The organism is Burkholderia ubonensis, from assembly GCF_902833085.1.
Lineage (GTDB): Bacteria > Pseudomonadota > Gammaproteobacteria > Burkholderiales > Burkholderiaceae > Burkholderia > Burkholderia ubonensis.
In genome coordinates, this window is sequence record NZ_CADFEB010000004.1 from 135,210 (window position 1) to 152,324 (window position 17,115).

Genomic DNA, 17,115 nt, shown 5'->3' on the forward strand with positions numbered 1-17,115 from the left:
TCGCGATCAGGATCGCCGCCTTAGCGGTCGCTCGGCGCGATCGTGGAGTCGATGTTGCCCGCATCGGAGTACCCGACCAGACGTAATCCGGAAGCAACGGCCGGTGCGGCGCCGGAGCCGGATCTGAACACCAGCTGCCGCGACTGGCCCGGCAGAATGTAGGCGAATTCCGCATGCGTGGCGACCGGCCGGTCGCTGCCCGGCGTGAGCAGTTCGAGGTTCGCCACCTGCGCATGCGCCGTGCCTTCGTTGGTCACGCGCAGCGCGAGCATGCCGGCGCCGTTCGGACGCGGGTCCGCTGCCCAGCGCAGGCGGGGGGCGGTGTCGTTCTTCGGCCTCACGAAGATCGGCAGGCTCATTTCGAGCGCGATCTGCACGCCGGCGAACCCCGGCTTCGGCGTGGGCGGCACTTCGCGCAGATAGAGCCGGTAGCCGGTCTCCTGGTCCGCGTTGGGCGCGTGTCGCAGGCCGACCCGCACGACCTGCGAACCGCCGGGCGGGATCGTGAAAATGGGCGGGGCGGCAATCAGGTCGCCGGTGGACGCATAGACGTCGTCGCCCGCGTTCTGCGACCACGCGGCGGTACGCAACTGGACGATCACGGGTTCGTCGGCCGACTCGTTCCTGACCGTGAGCGCGACGCTCGTGTGCGCCGCGGACAGCTCGACGCGAACGGGAGACACCGTGAAGTTCGTCGCATGACTGTCGACGCATGCCGCGGCAAGCGCGGCGGCCGCGATCCACTTCGCGAGTTGGCACATGTTCGGTTTCATCGCAGATCCATCCGTATGAGATTCGCTTCGCCATGCGCAGCGCTGCGTGCAACGGGCGCGGCGGCGGCCGTTGGGGAGGGCGCGCGCATGCGGGATGCCGCGGGCCCTCCCGCGCGGCACTAAAACGTCACGGTGACCGTCACCGTGTCGGCGTAGCTGCCCGGCACGGCGTTGGGCTGGTCCGGCACCTTGCCGTAGACGGTCTTGGTGATCGCCTGGGCCATCGCCATGCCTGCGCCCGTGCCGTTGACGGTGTCGGTCGGCGGCGTGTTGCCCCAGACGACCGAGCGGCTCGAATCCTGGTACAGCGTGTAATTGAGCTGATTCGAGCCGCTCGTCATGATGCGGTTCGCCACCGTGGCGCCCGACGTGGTGCCCGCATTCAGGCCGATGTTGAAATTCGTGCCGTTCGTGCAGCGGACCGTGATCGCCGACTGCGCCGTCTGGTCGCCGGTGCCCGGCGTGAAGGCGGGGAAGGTCAGCGCGCTCGCCGAGTCGATCAGGCAGGTTGCGTTGACGGTGGCGGACACGCCGAACGTCGAGCTGGCCTGTCCGGCCGATGCGGCGGCGGCCGCGCAAGCGAGCGATGCGGCGAGTGCCGCCTTGGTCAGTACGGATTGCTTCATGATGGGTTTCTCCCTTGAAAGCTTGAAAGTGCGGCCGGTGCGACGAGAGGTCATTCGGGACGGGATCTCGATCGTCCGGATGCGCGATGGGTCTTCTGGTTGTGTCGGGATCGGGTCGTTTGCTGGGTGGGCGCCTCCTTCGTGTCGGTATGCGCCGGCCGGGCCGGCGCGGTGCTTGGGGCTCGGGAGGCCTGGCTCGGCGCGGCTCGGCGTACGACATCTCGCAGCCGTCGCCGCCCGCGCGCGCGTCTGCGCGCGGAGCGGCCGCCGGCGGCCATGCCCGCGCGAACGGCGCGGATCGTCGTCGTGGCGCGCATGCGCCCGGCAAGGGCTTCCCGGGATTCGCCTATCGAATCGAGGCGTCGTGACGTCGGGTGACGGTGCGGACCGTGTCGGCGCATCGGACGTCGACGGTGCGAAGTCGCGCCGTCGGCGTCAGGCGATGCGTAGCAGGAGCAGTGATGCGAGACAGCAGCCGTGTGACGGCCGAAATGATCTTCGACATGATTTCCCCGACTTGCTTGATGTTCGTTTGTCGCCTGCATCGAGCCGCTCGGCCGTGCAGTCGTCGTTGTCTGCACGGCAGCATGAGCAAGCAGCGGGCCAGCGCGCGGATAGCCGCGCGGGGCGGGGCCAGGCGGTCGCGGTGTTCAGCAGTGCAACGTTTCGGACGCGGCGATGTTTCAGGCGTGAAACGTGCGGCGGCGGGGCCGGCGGGCGGCGCGCCAGGCGTGGTGCGGAACGGCAGGAATGGCGGGGGGAGCGTGTCTGAGGTGCGACCGCGAATTCGCTCGGCAAGCGCACGCGCCGCGCGCGGAATGGTTTCAGTCTTGCAACGCGTGCGGGGCCGTGCGGCAGCGCAGCACTTGCGTTTCGATCAGGCGTCGGGTGCGCGACGCGTCATGCGTTGGCGTTCGCCTGCGCTTCCAGCCACGCGCAGAACTGCGCGACGATCGGCTCGCCGGCATGCTCGCGCGGCGTGATCCACCAGTAGCTGCGTGTGGCGATGCGCGGGCCGGGGAGCGGCATCACGAGCCGGCCGCTCGCGAGCTCGTCGTCGATCAGCGGCAGCGGGCCGAGCGCGACGCCGAGCCCGTCGACCGCCGCCTGCAGCGCCAGGTAGAAGTGGTCGAACGACTGCCGCTTGCGGCCCTTCATCGTTGTGCCGGCGGCCGCGAACCAGTCGCGCCAGCCTTCCGGGCGCGTATCCGAATGCAGCAGCACGTGCCGCGCCAGGTCGTCGGCGCGCGCGATCGGCAGGCGCTTCGCCAGCGCGGGGCTGCAGACCGGGATCACGCTTTCGTCGAGAAAGCGGCCGCTCGCGCAGTTCGGCCAGTGGCCCGGGCCGCGGCGGATCGCGACATCGAAGCCGTCGAGCGTGTCGAGCGGCGCGTTCGACGTCGACAGCTTCAGCTCCACGTTCGGCACGTCGCGCTGGAAGCGCGACAGGCGCGGCAGCAGCCATTTCATCGCGAAGGTCGGCAGCGCGTTGATGCGCAGCACGCGCGCGGCGCCGGTGAGCCGCAGCCGCTCGGTCGCGAGCGCGATGCTGTCGAACGCGGCGCGCACGGTGTCCAGGTACTGGCGGCCTTCGTCGGTGAGCTTCACGCGCTTGCCGATGCGATGGAACACCGGCCGGCCGAGCCACGCCTCGAACCCGGCGATCTGCCGGCTGATGGCACCGTGAGTCACATGCAGCTCGTCGCCGGCGGCGCTGAAGCTTTCGTGTCGCGCCGCGGCTTCAAAGGCCCGAAGCGCGGAAAAGGGCGGGAGATCGCGTGCCATGCTTGTGATTCTAGATCACAAGCAAGCGCCGATAAAATCGTTTTGCGCGCGCGCCGCGCGGCGGTAATCTCGACCTGTCGTTTATCGAGGACTCCCATGCAATCCGTTTCCCCGCCGCCCGCCGGCACGCCGCGCGACGTCGGCGTCGCCGAGCTGTTCACCGGCTTCCTGTCCCTCGGCCTCATGTCGTTCGGCGGCGCGCTGCCGTTCGCGCGCCGCACGATCGTCGAGGAGCGCAAGTGGCTCTCCGCCGACGAGTTCACCGATCTGCTCGGCCTGTGCCAGTTCCTGCCGGGCGGCAACGTGATCAACCTGTCGGTCGCGGTCGGGATGCGCTTTCGCGGCGTGCCGGGCGCGTTCGCCGGCATACTCGGGCTGATCGCGGGGCCGACGCTCGTCGTCGTCGCGCTCGGCGTGCTGTATGCGAAAACCGCGAACGAGCCGGCCGTCCGGCACCTGTTCGCCGGGTTGTCGGCCGCCGCGGCCGGCCTGCTCGCGGCGATGGCGGTGAAGGTCGCGAAGCCGCTGCGGCACGCGCGCGCGGCGGCGGGCATCGCGGCGCTGGCGTTCGTCGCGATCGCGGTGCTGCGCATTCCGCTGCTGACGACGATGCTGGTGCTGACGCCGCTCAGCGTGTGGCTCGCCGCACGGCGCGGCGGCGCACCGGCCACGGCGCCGGGGGCCGCCGACGCCGGCGCGCCGCACGACGCGCAGCGGCGCGGCCCGCATGACGGAGGCGCGCGATGAACGACACGCTGCTCGCGCTCGCGACCATCTTCTCGCAACTGTCGCTGCTCGCGTTCGGCGGCGGCAATACGATCCTGCCGGAGATGCAGCGGCAGGTCGTCGACGTGCATCACTGGATGAGCGCGCCCGAGTTCACCGCGCTGTTCGCGCTCGCACAGGCGGCGCCGGGGCCGAACATGATGATCGTGTCGCTCGTCGGCTGGCACGTGGCCGGCTGGCCGGGGCTGCTCGTCGCGACGCTCGCGAAGTTCGGGCCGTCGTCGGTGGTCACGGTGCTCGCGCTGCACGCGTGGGAGCGCTTCCGCAACCGGCCGTGGCGGCGCTACGTGCAGCAGGGGATGGTGCCCGTCACGGCGGGGCTCGTCGTCGCGAGCGCGGTGCTGATCGCCGACGCGTCGAACCACACGGCCGTGCAGTGGGGCATCACCGCCGCATGCGCGGTGCTCGCTTACCGCACGCGCATCCATCCGCTGTGGCTGCTCGCGGCCGGCGCGCTGATCGGGCTGACGGGCTTCGGGCAGTGAGCGTCGCGGGCGCAGCCGCCACGCACGGGCGGCCGGCCTGCGGGCGCGATTCGGTTGCGCTTCGAGATACGGCAGGGCGGGGCCGTGCAACGGGCCGCAACGGGCCGGTATACTGCCGGCTTTCAATCAGCAGGACCCAGCATCATGTCGACGATTCCCGCCTGTCCGCAATGCGCGATGGAAAACACCTACCCCGACGGCGAACTCTTCATTTGCCCCGACTGCGGCCACGAGTGGTCGAGCGCCGCACCGGCGGCGGCCGATGACGACGCGGCGCGCGTCGTTCGCGACGCGAACGGAAACGTGCTGGCCGACGGCGATTCGGTCGTGCTGATCAAGGACCTGAAGCTGAAGGGCTCGTCGGTCACGCTGAAGATGGGCACGAAGGTGAAGAGCATCCGCCTCGTCGACGGCGATCACGAGGTCGACTGCAAGGTCGACGGGATGAGCGTGATGCTCAAGGCCTGCTATCTGAAGAAGAATTGAGCATTCCTGCGCGCGACGACACCGGGGGATCGATGGATCTCGACGGCGCCAGCCGCAATCTGACGGTCGCCGCGCTGCTGACGCTGTCCGGCGGCTATCTCGACGCGTACACGTACGTCGGCCACGGCCACGTGTTCGCGAACACGATGACGGGCAACGTCGCGCTGCTCGGCATCAACCTGTCGGCCGGCGAGTGGGCCGCGGCGCTGCACCACGTGCCGCCGCTCGTCGGCTTCGTGATCGCGGTGTTCGTCGCGCACCTGCTCGGGCTCGCCGCGCAGCGCGGCTGGATGCGGCATACCGCGTTCGCGAGCCTGGTCGTCGAGATCGCGTTTCTCGGCATCGCCGCGAGCGGGCTCGTCGGCGCGTCGAGCGCGTGGCTGATTCCCGGCATCTCGTTCGTCGCGACGCTGCAGACGCTGTCGTTCACGCACCTCGAGGAGCTGTCGTACACGTCCGTGATGACGACCGGCAACCTGCGGCGCGCCGCGCAGAAGCTGTTCGTCGGGCTGATTCCGCGCTACGACGCCGGCGCGCTGCACGATTCGGCGCTGCTCGCGACGATCAGCTTCTGCTTTCTCGCGGGCGCCGTGGCCGGCGGCCTCGTCACGCGGCTCGCGCCGGACGTCGCGCTGTGGGGCGCGGTGCTGCTGCTCGCGGGCGCATTCGCCGAAATCGTGCGGCGCGCGTGGCGGCGCGCCGACGCGGGCGCAGGCGCGGCCGGCTGACGGCGCAGCGCGGGCGGGCCGTGCTGCGGCGCGGCATCCGGCGCCGTGTGGAACCGGTCCGCGCCGGTCGCGTCGCCGCTTCATTGGCTTGCCGTCTCCTTCACCGTCTCGCGGCCTGTCTGCTGCGTCGCATCAATCGCGTCCCCGCTCGCTCTCATCGATCTCCCCGCCGCCTGCCCGAATCGTGACGGATTCCTGCGGAATGGCCTGCCCGTCGCGCAAGCCCCGCGCGCCGGGCGTTGTGTGCTGACGACAATCGAACCGTTACCACGCATTTCAATTTCTTTCGCGATTCGGACTCATCTTATGATTCTCGCCACGTCGCGCGCGCCAAGAGCGCGCGCGATCGTCACCCGGCGGCGAACGCGGCCGGCAATGTACGGAGACACCAACAAATAAGGGATCGCTCATGAAGCAGACCACCAGACTCGCAGCACTCGCAGGGGGCGCCGCGCTGGCCTTCGCCAGCCAATACGCGGCAGCACAAAGCTCGGTCACGCTGTGGGGCGTCGCCGACGTCAGCGTCCGCTACCTGACCAACGCGAACGCCAAGAACGACGGCCTGCTGTCGATGACGAACGGCGCGATCACGAACAGCCGCTTCGGCATCTACGGCACGGAAGACCTCGGCGGCGGGATGAAGGCGCTGTTCAAGCTCGAGAGCGGTGTGAACCTGCAGAACGGCGGGTTTTCGGATGTCAATGAAAAAGGCCAGGTCCGGCGCATGTTCAACCGCGCCGCGTATGTCGGCTTGGCGACCCCGTACGGCACCGTGACCCTCGGCCGCCAGAAGACGCCGCTGTTCGACCTGCTGTCCGACACCTACGATCCGCTGACGGTCGGCAACTACTTCGAGAACGCGTGGCTGCCGGTTGCGCTCGGCGGCGGGCTGTACGCCGACAACCAGATCAAGTACACGGGCACGTTCAGCGGCCTGACCGCGACCGCGATGTACTCGACCGGCATCAACTATACGGACAACTCGGCGACCGGCTTCTCCGGCCAGATCCCCGGCTCGCTCGGCAAGGGCAATGCGTGGGGCTTCTCGCTGTCGTACGTGATGGGTCCGCTCAGCATCGCGGCCGGCGCGCAGCAGAACAGCAACAACTCGGCGCGCAAGCAGACGATCTATCACGCGAACGTCGTCTACGCGTTCAGCAAGGTGAAGGTCTACGCGGGCTACCTGCGCTCGAAGGACGACACGGGCTTCGTCGACGGCTTGCTCGCGCAGCAGAATATTACGGTCGCGCAAGGCACCGGCCGGATCGACGACGGTCCGTTCGCGGGCGTGAGCTGGCAGGTCACCGCGCCGCTGACGCTGACGGGCGCGTTCTACTACGACCACATGCGCAACGCGATGACCGCGAACGGCACGCTCGCGAGCGGCAACCGCTACGCGATCGTCGGCATTGCCGAGTACGCGCTGAGCAAGCGCACGGAAATCTACGGCACGATCGACTTCAACAAGACGAACGGCGCGGCCAACGTCGAGCTGCCGGGCCGCAGCAACCAGACCGGCATCGCGATCGGCCTGCGCAATATCTTCTGATCAATCGCCTGCGCCGGATCAACGTCCGGCTCGCGACGAAGAGATCCCTGCGGGGGTCTCTTTTTTTTGTGTGCGCCCGGCATGGGCGCACTCCTGCGGGAGGAGGTCCCGCTATGAGCTGGTCACAGCGAGTGAAGCGAAGTGCAACACAGGCGCCGCCAGTCCTTTCCCGACTTCGCCAGTTCGATCCTGTGTGGCCGCGCCAATCTGATACGTCACTGGGCACCTATGCGTCATCGTTCTTGCCGCTCCAGTGCGAAATTGCCGACGCTAGCTGGGCTCGGTTCCCTCTCAGACGAAATTGCTTCGAGCGGACGGTTATGTCTGTGACAACCGCCCACATAAACTGTCGAGCTCGCGGGTTACTGGGGTCCGACAGCACATCGCGCGCAACCCGAAGGAATCGTTCGCTTTGTGCCCGGCCGAACTTTCGGAAAGGTAACTGCTGGCGAAGTTCAAGTGTTCTGCGCTCACCGGCCAACCTGCCCCTGTCTGCTTGTTTCGATGAAATGAAGTCTGAAAGGGTGGCGTACCGATGCCGGTTTAATGCAGCCCCGTCTCATCGTCATGATGACTTGACCGCAAGCAACGCAGCTTCTACTTACGCATCAACATTTCCTTGAGTCTCCTAATCTCAGCAACCAGCAGTGGTATATCTTGTCTAGCATGCGCAATAAAATCTTGATCCGCGATGGTGGCGCCACTTAGTTCGATATCGTCACTGCGATCCCCTTCCGGACCAGTCATGATGAAATTTGAACCGCTTTCATGGTCTCTTCCTTCAACATAAGATACCCACGGTCCTGGTGTAGCCGCCTTACAGCGAGCCTCGATTTCATTCAGTTTTTCATCGTTCATATTCCACCTACTTTCTTGCATTTGGATTGCGGACAGTCGGCGTCATGAGTGCCTCTGCGCGTTCCGCTGTTATTCCCGATAAGGTTGCATGATTCGGATTGTTTCTAGTTGGCGATGCAACCACATCGCCGCCTGCCGCCCTAACATTTCCGACCGTTGTAACACCGACCTTCCCATGCGGGATACCATCAGTCAGTTCGTCTAGTGACCTTCCCGTAGCACTGTTTACCGAAACTCCATCTAGTTTTCCGTCTGCACCGACAGTGACACCAGATCCCTGACGAAACTTCTCGGCAGTACAACTACCGCCTCTACATACAATTGCCTCGTTAGGAAGACGGTCAGGGCAAGGGCATTTTTTCTTCGTCAATCCAAGTGGATCAATCCAGCTTATCGGATTCGAAGCGTATTGATAGACATTGATCCCGCCGGCCAATCCGATCGGATCTTTCGACACGAAGCGTCCTGATTGCGGATCATAGTACCGATGCCGGTTGTAATGCAGCCCCGTCTCGTCATCATGGTACTGGCCCTGGAACCGGATCGGGTTCCCCGCTTCATGGCGTTCCGGCTGTGCCTGCCAGACGGTCTTCTCTGCGCCCCACGCCCGATGCCGACCCGACCACACCACTTTCCCCGACTCGTCCAGCAGTTCCTGCGGCGTCCCCAGATGATCGTTCTGGTAAAACAGCGTCGCGTGCCGCGTCTTCGCCGGCACCTGCACGAACCGGCCATCCGTCCCCGTCGCTATGAACGCCGCTTCCACCAGCGTCTCGTCCAGCCGCGCCAGCGGCACGAACGTGCCGGGTTCATGCAGATAGAGCGACGCTCCTTGCCACTGATGCCGCTCGCTTAGCGTATGCATCCGCTGCGCCACCGGCAGCGCGTACGGGTCGTCCGGATCCTCGCGTACGATCTGCACGGGGCGGAAGGTCAGCGGCTCACGTTCGCCCGGCTGCCGCGGCGGCAGGTGGAAGCGCTCTTCCATCAGCAGCACGTCGCCGTCCCACGTGAACACCGTCCGGTCGATGCTGCCGTCCGGCCGGCCCGCCTCCTTCAGCGTGCGCCGCCCGAACGCGTCGTATTCGAAGCTCACCTGCAAGACCGGCCGCACCGTGCCCGGGATGAACGCGGTGCCGTCCGGCGTCCGCTCGAGCCGGTCGATCTCGTTCGCCGCCGGCGGTTTCGCGTAGCGATCGGCCCGCTTCAGCCGGTTCGCCGCATCGTATGCGTACAGCCACGTCACGCCGCCCGGCTCGGTTTTGCGGATCAGGTTGCCGTGCGCGTCATGGTCGTAGCGCGTGCGGTTCAGCGCCTTCAGCACGTTGCCCACGCACTTCGGCAACGCGCGTTCCCACTCAATCAGCCTCCAGTATTCCGCCGCCTCCTGTTGGCGTCGCTCGAAGTGGGCCCGCGGTTCTTCCTGGCCCGGATGCGCGTGCCGCCATTCCGCATCTCGCGCGGCAGCCCGGCCATGCCGCGCCGTCATCTCGTCCAGCGTTTCCTCGGTCGGGCGCGGCGGAAGCTGCTCCGGATCAATCGGATTACCGGCCGGATCGAACGCAAAGACTTCCTTCAGGTCCGGCGTCACCGCCTTCAGCAGCCGTCCGACCGGATCGTACGTGTAGTCCGTCGCCCCCCGCGTGCGATCCTCGATGCGCGTCAGCTGGCCCGCCGCGTCGTACCGGTACTGCCGCGCGGCGATCCAGTCCGTCGGCAGCGCGTGCGCATCGCGGCGCACGATCATCCGCTGCAGCCGCCCGGCCGGGTCGTATTCGCGCCGCTGCTCGAAGCTGCGGTGACGGCGGGCGATCTCGCGATGCAACTTGTCGCGCTCGAAATCGACCAGCTGCTGGCCGTCCAGCAGCACCCCATGTACATGGCCCGAGCCGTAGCGCAGCCAGTCGATCGTGCGCGTATTCGGCAACTGCGTCCGAATCCGGTGGCCGAGCGCGTCGTATTCGTGCCGCGTCACCGCCGTGTAGGCGACGCCCGTGTCCGGGCTGTGGGTCTGCTCCTCGGCGATCAGGTTGTCGGCATCGTCGTAATGGAGCCGGACCTTGCTGCCATGGCCCTGCGCGGTCGTCAGCCGGCCCCGCGCGTCGTAATAGAAGTGCTCGGCAACCCGGCCGCGGCCATCCGGCCCGTCGATCTCGCGCCGCGTGAGCCGCCCGAGCGGGTCGCGCGTGTAGGTCGTGTTGACGTCGCCTTCGGTCGAACCGGCCAGCCGGCCCGCCTCGTCCCACCGGTAGCGGGTCGTGCTGCCGTCGAAGTCCGTCTGTTCGATCAGCTGCCCCAGCGGGTCGTAGCGGAACCGGGTCTGCTCCCGGTTCTCGTTGGTCAGCGCGGTCAGCCGCCACTGCAGGTCGTACGCATACGTCAGTTGCCGGCCCGCCGCATCCTTGCGCCAGGTCGGCTGCCGACGGGCGTTGAACGCGTATTCCGTCACCTGACCCGCGCCGTCCCGGTAGGTGCGCAGGTTGCCTTCGCCGTCCCACGTGAAGTGCTCCTCGACGCCGTCCGGATGCGTGACGCCGATGACTTGCCCCCGCGCGTCGCAGCGGTAGCGCGTCGCGTGGCCCTCGGCATCGGTGACGCGCGACAGGTGGCCGCGCTCGTCATAGCCGTAGCGCGTCGCGTGGCCGGAACAGTCGATCGACTCGACGAGCCGCCCCGCGTTGTCGTGGCGGAAGCGCTTCACGCCGCCTTTCGGGTCGGTCAGCGACAGCAGGCGGCCGTTGCCGTCCCATGCGTAGCGCGTGGTCCGGCCCGTAGCGTCCGTCGCCGTGACCGGCCGGCCGAGCGAATCGTAGTCGGTCTGCGTGACACGGCCATCCGGCGCCGTGACCTGGATCGGCAAGCCGTCCGCGTTGTATTCGGTGCGTGTCGTGTTGCCGAGCGCGTCCGTCTCGGTGGTGAGGCGCCCCTGCGCGTCGTAGTCGAAGCGCTGCGTGTGGCCCAGTGCGTTTTGGGTGCCGACGAGACGGTGGTGTGCGTCCCATTCGAATGCGTCCGTCGAACCATCCGCGTATTCGACCAGCACGATCCGGTTGTGATAGTCGTAGCGGTGAATCGTCGCGTGGCCGTCGGCATCGGTGACCTTCGTGTACCAGTGCTCGCGGTGGTACTCGAAATGCGTCTCGTCCTGGAGGTGCGGTCCGTCGTCGCCGAGCCAGGTGCGCACGCACTGCGCGTCGGCCGGCGCGGGCGCGCCTGCGCGCTGGCCCGGCCAGTCCCATTCCAGATTCGCGGCGTTGCCGTTGAAGTCCGTGTAGCGCGTGAGCAGGTGTTGCTGGTACGCGTACGTGCGCCGGAATCCCAGCATGTCGACGTGACCGGTCAGGTCGCCCGCCGCGTCGTAGGTGTAGCGGGCGAGCGCTTCCCGGGCGAGGCCCGGCACGCTGGTGCGATAAATTGCCACGACGCGTCCGTCGACGTATTCGAGGCGGATCGCGTTCTCCGCACCGTCGCTGAGCGTGGCGAGTTCGCCGGCTTCGTTGTACGAGAAGGTCAGGCCAAGACCATCTCGTCCCTGGCGTGACATGAGGCGATAGCGCGTGCCATGCCGTTCGTAATCCTCTCGACTGCCGTCGGGATAGGCCAGTTGAATGTGCCGATTATCCGGACGCGTGACGGTGAATTGCTCGGTCGGCACCTCGACCGATTCGCCCACGCCCACCGGCGGCAGCGGCACCGCCCGGTTGTCGGGATCGAAGAACGTCAGCACGCCGTCCCGTTCTTCCAGCGACAAGTGATACGGGCTGCTCCAGCGTGCACCGAGCGGACTCGCGTCGTACGCCGCGAGGCTCGACCGGTAGCGCCGTGTCCACACGATCGGCACGATCCCGTCGAGCACGAAGTCCGTCTGCTCGAGGTTCTCGTCGCCCATCGCGTAATTGACCGGCTTCGCGCTCGCGGTGGGCGGGCACCCGCAGCCGTCCTTCGCCGGCAGCGGGCTCGGCTGCGCACCCTTCTGCGTCGAATCGCGATGCGCGCCGCGCTTCTGGTGTGGCGCCCGCATCGTGCCCGGTGCGACTTGCGCGACATGCGACGGCACCTTGCGCGCGCGCCGCGCCTTGATCTCCGCGGTGATCTGCGCGGCCATGAACAGCAGGCTGCCGGCCTGCGCCACATCGCCGAACGCCGCGTCGAGCATCGGCCCCGTGTTGCGGTCGAATTCGTCGAGCCACGCGACGATCGCGTCGCGCTGACCGGACAGCTTGAGCAGCTGATCGATCCCGTGCAGCGCGACTTCCTCGGTCGACGGCACCCAGGACAGGAATCCGCTGTTCTTTTGGATGCGGCCCATCTGCTCCGCAGCCGAGACCGGATTGATCACGAAGCGCCGCACCGTCTGCGACGCGTCGCGCACGCCCTTGACGATGTCGTTCTTCCATCGCTTCAGGTGCGTATCCAGATCGGCCATGAACGCGATCACGTCGCCGCCGGCCGTGGCCCAGAACAGCTCGACCAGCGCCGCCGTGCCCGCGCCCTTCGCGAACGCGAGCAACACCTCCTTGACGACCGCGCGGGCCGGCCGGGTCGCATTGCCCGCCGCGGGCACGACGCCGATCACGTCGATCGCGAGGATGCTCCAGCTGAGGACCTTCTTCGCGCCGCCCGGCTCGCTGCAGATCCGATAGATGTCGACGCCGACGTCGTAGAGCGACATCGCGTTGCCGACGACCGGCAGCATGTACAGGCACTGGATGAAGATCTCGAGGCTATGGTGCTTGACCGATTCGGCGCGGGCGGCGGCCACTTTCGGCGAGGTCGCGGGCGCGGGAACCGGGCTGACGATCACGCGCCGGGCTTCGGCGTTCTGCTGGAGGGCTTTGGGAATCTGGCGCTGCGGGGTGCGAAGGGTTTCGGGGCCGGCCATGGGTTGTCCTGTTCTCTCAGCATTCGATTTTTTTGCGGAAGCTGAATGGATAACGGATGGCCGAACGCACGTCCAGCAAACGGCAACGGTCCGCAACAATGTTCACGGACGAACGCGAGTGACGCATCGAAAACCTGCGGTGTTGGTATCGTACAAGCGCATTTTTTAATTCGCGTACTGAAGCGGACCCATATGTAGGGTCGCAATGGAATGGCCGCTCCTATCCCGATTCTGTGCGAGACGCCCGACGCACGATCCGTAAGCCGTTCGTCGGCATTCCGGAACAGTCTTTTACAGTGCGCGCACAGGCGTTCCGCTAAGCTGCATGCATCGCTCGCCGCTTGCCGGCGCGCGCGGTAAATTGTGTATCCGGTGATGACAAACGCTGTCGGCCGGTTTTTCTTCGTGGGACGATGCGTCTCTCGATTGACCTTGAAAGGGGATGATGATGGGTATCCTGAACACCGTTGGCGAAATCGCGGGCGCCGTGGCGGCCGTCGAGGCGGCAGAGAAAGTCGATCCGGATGCGGGTCTCCTGACCAAGGCGGCGGCGGCCGTCGCGGGCTTCAAGGGCGCGGAAGCGCTCGAAGGCATGCTCGAGAAGAAGGAAGAGAAGCCCGAGCAGGCGGCAGACGACACGCAGGCGACCGACGGCGGCGACACGTCGCAGGCATGAGCATGGCGGCCGGCTCGGCCGCGCCGGCGCAAGCCGCGCGGACGGGCGAGCCGGCGTCGCGCAGCCGGCGGGTCGGGCATGCGGTCGATCGGTGACGCATGGCGAACCCGGCAGCCGGATTGATCGGCGAGAGGCAAGGTCTCTCGCCGTTTTTTTATGCGCGGGCGCCGCGCGCCGCAGGAAAACCGGAATCTTGCTATCGTGCCGTCATCCGAACTCGATGAGGGCATGCGATGGAATTCGACTACGACCTGTTCGTGATCGGCGCCGGCTCGGGCGGCGTCAGGCTGGCGCGGATGTCGGCGCAATACGGCGCGCGCGTGGGCATTGCGGAAGAAGAGCAGATCGGCGGCACCTGCGTGCTGCGCGGCTGCATTCCGAAGAAGCTGCTCGTCTACGCGTCGCATTACCCGCATGAAGTCGAGGACGCGCAGGGCTTCGGCTGGACCTTCGGCGCCGGCACGCTCGACTGGCCCGCGCTGATCGCCGCGAAGGATCGCGAGATCAACCGGCTGAGCGGCATCTACGTGAACCTGCTGCGGCAGTCCGGCGTCGAGATGCACGCGGCGCGCGCGACGCTCGTCGATGCGCACACGGTCGCGCTCGGCGAGCGCCGCGTCACCGCGCGCCACATCGCGATCGCGACGGGTTCGCGCCCGTCGCTGCCGCCGCTGCCCGGCATCGAGCATGCGATCACGTCGCGCGAGGCGCTGTCGCTCGCGACGCTGCCGGCGCGCGTCGCGGTGGTCGGCGGCGGCTATATCGCGGTCGAGTTCGCAGGCATCTTCAACGGGCTCGGCAGCCGCGCCGACCTGTTCTATCGCGGCGCGCAGATCCTGCGCGGCTTCGACGACGACGTCCGGCAGTTCCTCGCCGACGAAATGACGAAGCAGGGCGTGACGATCCACACCGGCGCGCAGGTGGACGCAATCGAGCGCGCGGACGACGGCACGCTCGCGGTGCGCGTCGGCGGCACGCACCACGGGCCGTACGACGCGGTGCTCTATGCGACCGGCCGCGTGCCGAACGTCGAGCGCCTCGGGCTCGAGCAGGCGGGCGTCGCGCTCGATGCACGCGGCGCGATCGCGGTCGATGCGTATTCCGCGACGTCGGTCGCATCGATCCACGCGATCGGCGACGTGACGTCGCGGCCGCAGCTCACGCCGGTCGCGACGCGCGACGGCGGCCTGCTCGCGCTGACGCTGTTCGGCGGGCGGCGCGTCGCGGCCGATCACGAATGGGTGCCGTCGGCGGTGTTCAGCCAGCCCGAGGTCGCGACGGTCGGCCTCACCGAGGCGCGCGCGCGGGACGTGCACGGCGACGTCGACGTCTACCGCACGTCGTTCAAGGCGCTGCGCCACACGCTGTCCGGGCGCGACGAGCGCACCTTGATGAAGCTCGTCGTCGCGCGCGACAGCCAGCGCGTGGTCGGCGCGCACATGGTCGGCCGCGACGCGGGCGAGATCATCCAGGGCATCGCGATCGCGATCCGCGCGGGCGCGACGAAGGCGCAGTTCGACGACACGATCGGCATCCACCCGACCGCGGCCGAGGAATTCGTCACGATGCGGCAGAAGGCGGCGGACTGACCGGTGGTGCGTGCCGGCGTGCAGCCGCCGGATGCGCGCCGGTGATCGATCCATGCGGATCCGTGCGGGCCGCGACCGCACGGCCCCTGCAGAATGCGACCCGATTGCCGATATAACGAACGGCAAGGTTCCGAATGCGCGAAATCTTCGGCGCGGATGCCGCGCTGTATTCGAAGGTCTCGAAGTACGGCTCGGTGTACCAGATCATCGACAGCACGACGGTGGTGACCGCGTCGGCCAAGCTCGTCGACCTGAAAACGGGCGACGTGCTGTGGCAGGGTAAAGGCAGCGCGAGCGGCAAGGATCTCGGCAACAACGTGAACGTCGGCGGGTTCGGGATCGTCGGCGTGCTCGTGCAGGCCGCCGTCAAGCAGATCGCGCATTCGTTGACCGACGAGGCCCACGACGTGGCCGCGCTGACCAGCAATCGCCTGTTGTCGGCCGGCCCGCCGACCGGCCTGCTGTACGGCCCGCGTTCGCGCAAGTACGGCACCGACTGACCGGCTGCCATCCGCGAAAGCCACGGCGCGCGCCATGCGCGCCGTGTGCGCTTCGGCGTCGGGACACGTCTAGTGCACGCCGAGCGCATCCAGCAGCCGATACCAGCTCATCGCGAGCACCAGCGCCGGCGTGCGCAATAGCGCGCCGCCCGGGAAATCGCGATGCGCGACCTTGCCGAACAGGTCGAAGCGGCTCGCCTGCCCGTCGATCGCCTCGGCGATCAGCTTGCCCGCCAGCGCGGTCGTGTTCACGCCGTGCCCCGAGAATCCCTGAGCGAAATACAGCGTCGGCGCGACCCGCCCGAAGTGCGGCGCGCGGTTCATCGTGATGTCGACGAAGCCGCCCCACGCGTATTCCACCTTCACGTCCGCGAGCTGCGGGAACGTCTTCAGCATGTCGCTGCGCATCGCTTGCGCGAGATGGCGCGGCTGCCGCGTCGAGTAGCTGACCTTGCCGCCCCACACGAGCCGCGTGTCCGGCGCTGGCCGGAAATAGTCGAGCACGAAACGGCTGTCGCAGACCGCCGCGCGCGCCGGCATCAGCGCGGCGGCGCGCGATTCGCCGAGCGGCTCTGTCGCGATCACGTAGGTGCCGACCGGCATGATCTTCCTCGCGAGCGCCGGCGCGAGCGCGCCCAGATACGCGTTGCACGCGAGCACGACGAAGCGCGCGCGCACGTGGCCCTGCGCCGTCTCGACGAGATGGCCGGCCGGGATGTCGCGCACGCGCGTCACGCAGCTCTGCTCGTGGATGCGCACGCCGGCCCCGGTCGCCGCGCGCGCGAGGCCGAGCGTGTAGTTCAGCGGGTGCAGGTGGCCGCTGTCGGGGTCGTACAGGCCGCCGCGGTAGCGTGACGTCTGCACGTAGCCGCCGAGCTCGTCCGCTTCGACGAACTGCAGGCGGTCGTAGCCGAAGCGCGTTGCGGCTTCGTCGCGCCAGCGCTTGAGCGCATCGGCGTCGCGCGCGGTGTTCGCGGCGGTCAGGTAGCCGGGCACCAGCGCGCACTCGATGTCGTGCTGCGCGATGCGCGACTTCACGAGCGACAGCGTTTCGAGCCCCATCTCCCAGATGCGCTTCACGTCCGCGTCCGGCAGGTAGCGCGCGAACGTGTCGATGTCGCACGCGTAGCCGCCGATCAGCTGCCCGCCGTTGCGGCCGCTCGCGGCCCAGCCGACCCGCGACGCCTCGAGCACGACGACCGAATGGCCGCGCTCGGCGAGATTGAGCGCGGCCGACAGGCCGGTCAGGCCCGCGCCGATCACGCACACGTCGGCGTCGACGGCGCCGGCGAGCGGCGGATGATGCGTCGCATCGTTGGCGGTGGCCGCGTAGTACGACGCGGCATGCGGTTGGTTCGCGAAATTCTGCATGGTCAGGAACACGAATGAATG

At 67.7% G+C, this 17,115-nt stretch carries 13 protein-coding genes and 1 pseudogene; 8 read left to right on the forward strand and 6 right to left on the reverse strand.

All coding sequences use genetic code 11. The features are described from left to right. Positions 1–20: 20 nt before the first annotated feature. The 3 genes from HWX31_RS11830 to HWX31_RS11840 form a co-directional block, all read right to left on the reverse strand. Positions 21–773, reverse strand: a complete 753-nt coding sequence (locus tag HWX31_RS11830; protein ID WP_174965928.1) for a fimbrial biogenesis chaperone — start codon at positions 771–773, stop codon at positions 21–23. A gap of 119 nt (positions 774–892) precedes the next feature. Beyond that, entirely contained in the window at positions 893–1,399 is a 507-nt protein-coding gene (locus HWX31_RS11835; protein ID WP_174965927.1) for a Csu type fimbrial protein, read from the reverse strand. Positions 1,400–2,299: 900 nt separating this feature from the next. Further along, the gene (locus HWX31_RS11840; RefSeq protein WP_059712426.1) at positions 2,300–3,184 is read right to left on the reverse strand and encodes a transcriptional regulator GcvA; all 885 of its coding nucleotides are present in this window, start codon (positions 3,182–3,184) and stop codon (positions 2,300–2,302) included. Positions 3,185–3,280: 96 nt separating this feature from the next. Here HWX31_RS11840 and HWX31_RS11845 point away from each other — a divergent pair, with 96 nt between their 5' ends. From HWX31_RS11845 to HWX31_RS11865, 5 genes are all read left to right on the forward strand, one after another. Further along, a complete protein-coding gene (locus tag HWX31_RS11845) occupies positions 3,281–3,931 on the forward strand; it encodes a chromate transporter (RefSeq protein WP_244143735.1) in 651 nt (216 codons plus the stop codon). Next, a complete protein-coding gene (locus HWX31_RS11850) occupies positions 3,928–4,455 on the forward strand; it encodes a chromate transporter (protein ID WP_010090442.1) in 528 nt (175 codons plus the stop codon). The genes HWX31_RS11845 and HWX31_RS11850 overlap by 4 nt, the downstream gene beginning before the upstream one ends. A 144-nt stretch (positions 4,456–4,599) precedes the next feature. Continuing rightward, the gene (locus HWX31_RS11855) at positions 4,600–4,941 is read left to right on the forward strand and encodes a zinc ribbon domain-containing protein YjdM (RefSeq protein ID WP_010090443.1); all 342 of its coding nucleotides are present in this window, start codon (positions 4,600–4,602) and stop codon (positions 4,939–4,941) included. A gap of 32 nt (positions 4,942–4,973) precedes the next feature. Next, a complete protein-coding gene (locus tag HWX31_RS11860) occupies positions 4,974–5,669 on the forward strand; it encodes a YoaK family protein (RefSeq protein WP_174966183.1) in 696 nt (231 codons plus the stop codon). Between the two features lie 409 nt (positions 5,670–6,078). Then, positions 6,079–7,218 (forward strand): porin, encoded by a 1,140-nt coding sequence (locus HWX31_RS11865; protein ID WP_174966182.1) that lies wholly within the window; start codon positions 6,079–6,081, stop codon positions 7,216–7,218. Positions 7,219–7,815: 597 nt separating this feature from the next. On the opposite strand, the gene HWX31_RS11870 is transcribed toward HWX31_RS11865, so the two are convergent. Together HWX31_RS11870 and HWX31_RS11875 are read right to left on the reverse strand one after the other, a co-directional pair. Further along, the gene (locus tag HWX31_RS11870; protein WP_080405210.1) at positions 7,816–8,076 is read right to left on the reverse strand and encodes a hypothetical protein; all 261 of its coding nucleotides are present in this window, start codon (positions 8,074–8,076) and stop codon (positions 7,816–7,818) included. A gap of 7 nt (positions 8,077–8,083) precedes the next feature. Further along, positions 8,084–12,958, reverse strand: a complete 4,875-nt coding sequence (locus tag HWX31_RS11875; RefSeq protein WP_175933917.1) for an RHS repeat-associated core domain-containing protein — start codon at positions 12,956–12,958, stop codon at positions 8,084–8,086. A gap of 448 nt (positions 12,959–13,406) precedes the next feature. Here HWX31_RS11875 and HWX31_RS11880 point away from each other — a divergent pair, with 448 nt between their 5' ends. The 3 genes and pseudogenes from HWX31_RS11880 to HWX31_RS11890 form a co-directional block, all read left to right on the forward strand. Next, positions 13,407–13,634 (forward strand): hypothetical protein, encoded by a 228-nt coding sequence (locus tag HWX31_RS11880; protein WP_042586494.1) that lies wholly within the window; start codon positions 13,407–13,409, stop codon positions 13,632–13,634. 233 nt (positions 13,635–13,867) lie between these two features. Beyond that, positions 13,868–15,223 (forward strand): glutathione-disulfide reductase, encoded by a 1,356-nt coding sequence (gene gor / locus HWX31_RS11885; protein ID WP_174965814.1) that lies wholly within the window; start codon positions 13,868–13,870, stop codon positions 15,221–15,223. Between the two features lie 131 nt (positions 15,224–15,354). Next, positions 15,355–15,723 (forward strand): annotated as a pseudogene (locus HWX31_RS11890) (GNA1162 family protein); the annotation flags it as partial. 69 nt (positions 15,724–15,792) lie between these two features. On the opposite strand, the gene HWX31_RS11895 reads toward HWX31_RS11890, so the two are convergent. Further along, positions 15,793–17,094 carry an NAD(P)/FAD-dependent oxidoreductase gene (locus HWX31_RS11895; RefSeq protein ID WP_174965831.1) on the reverse strand — a complete coding sequence of 434 codons (1,302 nt, stop codon included), beginning with the start codon at positions 17,092–17,094 and terminating at the stop codon, positions 15,793–15,795. Between the last annotated feature and the right edge of the window lie 21 nt (positions 17,095–17,115).